Genomic DNA, 3,960 nt, shown 5'->3' on the forward strand with positions numbered 1-3,960 from the left:
GTATCGTAGTCGGAAAGCTGGACACGAAACCTTATGACGGCGAGGATGTAAGGCCGAACATAGCAAACAAGACATTATTTCTGGGAGAAGTGGTAGAGGCTTACGCTGACGAGGATTATGCTTTAGGCCAAGCTAAAGATTTCTTGTTCCTACGGGAGGGCAGTTTCTGCAATCATTACAAGTTACGCCAATAAATGAAATATAAAAAAAAGAGGGTATATAAACATATTCGCTCGGCAAAGGTTATTGTTTGTATTGGCGCTTTGGTAGTTTTTGGGTGGTTACGGTAGTACGGTAACGACTATATCCGATAAACACAAACAAAAAACAGAATAGGGCGGCATTATGCGGCAATATTGGCTAAAGATTGGGAATTAGCAAAAAGCTCTTGTTATCCTGGCCCAGAGGCTTATCTATATACAAAACAGGCAGGGTTATGTCCTATATAAAACAAAAAAGTGGATGGCCCTTGTAGTAAAGTAAGTTTTATAGAGAATTTAACAGAAAGGAAACCATCCACTCATGAAGAGAATGAAGAAAGGGCCTTGCCGCTGCCACGGCTGGAGGGGAAATTAGTATCGCATTTTTATCAGGAGTTAAAGATTTAAAAATAGGAGAGGTGACTGAATATGAAGAGAAGATAGTAGTTAAAGCTTCTCTAAAAAAACAGAGGCGGAACAAGTTGACAGAGAATTTATTTCCACCAGAATTTTAGAGGCATCAGGTTCCCGGGTGGTTGATTTTTTTGCTTGTTAGTATAGAATGTTTTTATAAGTTAATAATTTAAAGAGGGGTGGAGAATATGAAAATCACGAAAAGGCTATTGGTAGTATTGATGGTTTTGTTCCTCGGTGTTTCTTCGTTTGTCTTAGCTCAGGAGCGGCCTTATGAAGGGATTCGCCTTGCGGTAGCGTTACGTTCCCTACCAGAAACTGATTTTATAGTAAGTAAGCTGGGCGAATTCGAGCTCATGACCGGAATTAGTGTTAACGTGGTGACTTATCCGGAAGAGCAGTTGAGAGAAAGAGAAGTAATAGATGCTACTACTGGTGCTGGTGCATATGATGTAATTGCTATTGATTCGGTATTTATTCCCGAATTTGCCAAGGCAGGGTGGATTACTCCTTTAGAGCCTTATTTAAAACCGGAATATGAGGTGGAGGATATCAGTAAGTTTGCTCGAGATCTTCTTTCTTATGAGGGAACGCTCTATGGAGGTCCAGTTTACAGTGAAGCTACGCAGCTCATGTATCAAAAGAGTCTGTTTGAAGACGCGGGACTAGCTCCTCCTCAGACAATGGAAGAATATGAGGAATATGCTAAAAAGTTTACTCAACCTCCAGATTTATATGGGGTAGCCATGAGAGGGTTACGAGGTAACGGGATGAATATATACATCTGGTCTGAGTGGCTGTGGTCGTATGGAGGCAGATATTTCGACGAAAATTGGAATCCAGTATTTAACTCTCCTGAGGGAGTTCTGGCCACAGAAAAATATGCTTATCTTTTGCAAAATTACGGTCCTCCAGGAGTGGCAACCTACGGCTGGGATGATGTCCAAAATGCTTTCACCACTGGTAAAGTAGCTATGATTATCGATGCCACCAATTTTTATACCCGAATTGAAGATCCTACCAAATCTCAAGTGGCTGGAAACGTTGGATATGCGGTCGTTCCCGAAGGACCAGCAGGGCGGTTTCCGGGCAACTATTGTATGGGTTTTGCCATAAGTGCAGTGGGAGCTAAGACCGATGAAGAGAAAAAGGCGGCGGCGGAATTTATTCAGTGGGCAACCAGCAGGGAAATGGAATTGGACAAATCCTTACAAGCTGACATAATCTCTGTTACTAGAGATTCGGTCTTCAATGATCCAGAATTTAGGGCTAAATTTGGAGGCGACTGGCTGGAATCAACAATGGAGTCTTTCCGTATTACCAATCCTAACTATCGTCCGTTGATTGAGGAGTGGAGAGAAATAGGCGATCGTTTAGGAATCGAGGTAGAAAATGTTATAGCTGGGATTAAGCCAGCCAAAGAAGCTTTAGATGAAGCAGCAGCTTATGCGGCTGAAGTGCTCAAAAAAACCGGGAAAATTAAATAAGCAACTTAGCTAAAGAAGGATGAGAGAGTTAGTTCTCTCATCCTTCTTTAGCTTTATGCTTGTTGCAGACGAAGAGGAAGGACATTGTATGAGATTAAACCTTGGGGAAAGTTATTGGCTGATGCTTCTTCCGGCCTTGATTGTTCTGGCTGCTATTACCTTTCCTCCCTTTTTCTATTCTATCTATCTCAGTGTTCATGACGTTGATCTTACTAAACCTTACCTAGGTCGACCTTTCGTTGGGGTTAATAACTTTATTACTCTTTTTCAAGACTCTCGGGCTTTAAATTCTTTTTTGAATACTGGTATATTGGTAGGAAGTATGGTAGCAATCGAATTCGTTCTTGGTTTGCTGATAGCTCTTCTTATTGATACTTATTTTCCTAAGGCAACCTGGCTTATTACTCTAATCATTATTCCTATGACTTTCCCTCGGGTGGTGGTAGGATTAGTTTGGCGGATCATGCTTAATCCTTTGATTGGCGTAGTAAATTATCTTTTACAATTTTTAGGATTAGGAGCAGTTGATTGGCTGGCTGATCCTACTATGGCTATGGTATCCATAATCGCAGTCGATGTTTGGCAATGGACTGCTTTCATTGTGCTGCTTCTACTGGCTGGTTTTCAAACATTGCCTAAAGAACCTTTTGATGCTGCTAAAGTAGACGGGGCAAGCGGGATGGATGTTTTTCGATATATAACTATTCCCCTGCTCCAACCGGTGATAGTAGTGGCTTTAGTGTTTCGGGTTATAGACGCCTTGCGTACTTTCGACATTGTTTATATTATGACCCGAGGGGGGCCAGGAACTTCCACCGAAACGGTGGATATTTTTGCCTATTATATTGGAATTTCAGAAGCTGGCAGAATCTCTTATGCTGCTGCTGTGTCATTGGTTATGCTATTTGTGACAATTGTCCTTATAACTATTTTCTTGAGGTTCAGTGAACAATGGCAAGAAGAAATGTATTAAAAAAGATTTTGGCTTGCTTGTTTATCGCGTTTTTTTTAGTTATTCTTTATTTTCCTATATATTGGTTGGTAACTATGTCGTTTAAGCAGCGAGTTGATATCATGAGTGTGCCTCCTAAATGGGCCTTCCAGCCCACCTGGAGCAACTATATCTGGCTTCTGGAACATTATAACCTGCAAAATGCAATTTTGAATAGCATAGTCGTTTCTTTGTCAGCTACTTTCATATCCCTTCTTTTGGGTATTCCTGCGGCTTATGTGCTGGCTCGATTCCAATTTTCTCATAAATCTGATGTAGAATTTTGGATTGCTACCACCCGTATGCTACCACCAGTGGTGGTGATAATACCATTCTATTTCATATGGATGAGTCTTCATCTCTTAGACACTCGAACTTCCTTGACAGTTACCTATTTGGTTATTAACTTGCCTTTAATCATTTGGCTGATGATGGGTTTTTTCCGCTCTATTCCTCGAGAAATGGAAGAAGCTGCTCAGGTAGACGGGGCTACCAAGTTAGGATCTTTCCTGCGAGTAGCTGTTCCTCTCTCTTTGCCAGGGGTTGCGGCTTCTAGCATTCTTTCGTTCATTTTTAACTGGAATGAATTTTTCTTTGCCTTTGTGCTCACCTCTACTAACCGAACCCTTCCAGTGGAGATTGCGTCATTTATGGCTGTGGGCTTAGAAGTTAAATATGGAGAGATGGCCGCGGCTGGAGTCATAGCCTCTATCCCTTCCATCTTATTTGCCATTTTAGCTCGTCGATATATTGTGTCTGGATTTAGAGGTATCGCCGGATTCACTTCTAAGTGATATCTAAAGTGCTTTTCATACACCGGATATTCTCCTATCTTTCACAGGTATAATAAGTTTCTAGGGCATCTTGA

Annotated in this window: 4 protein-coding genes; all 4 read left to right on the forward strand. The window is 41.4% G+C overall.

All coding sequences use genetic code 11. The features are described from left to right. A partial coding sequence (locus tag GXZ17_RS10100) for a hypothetical protein (RefSeq protein ID WP_409377160.1) occupies positions 1-194 on the forward strand: 194 nt, incomplete at its 5' end. A 608-nt stretch (positions 195-802) separates the two neighbouring features. After that, positions 803-2,101, forward strand: a complete 1,299-nt coding sequence (locus GXZ17_RS10105; RefSeq protein WP_409377161.1) for an ABC transporter substrate-binding protein — start codon at positions 803-805, stop codon at positions 2,099-2,101. 88 nt (positions 2,102-2,189) lie between these two features. Further along, positions 2,190-3,074, forward strand: a complete 885-nt coding sequence (locus tag GXZ17_RS10110) for a carbohydrate ABC transporter permease (RefSeq protein WP_409377162.1) — start codon at positions 2,190-2,192, stop codon at positions 3,072-3,074. Positions 3,075-3,148: 74 nt separating this feature from the next. After that, positions 3,149-3,886, forward strand: coding sequence for a carbohydrate ABC transporter permease (locus GXZ17_RS10115; protein WP_409377163.1), 738 nt, complete (start codon positions 3,149-3,151; stop codon positions 3,884-3,886). Positions 3,887-3,960 lie beyond the last annotated feature (74 nt).

Origin of the sequence: Candidatus Sordicultor fermentans, assembly GCF_012728195.1 — a bacterium.
Classification (GTDB): Bacteria; Atribacterota; Atribacteria; order Atribacterales; family Caldatribacteriaceae; genus Sordicultor; species Sordicultor fermentans.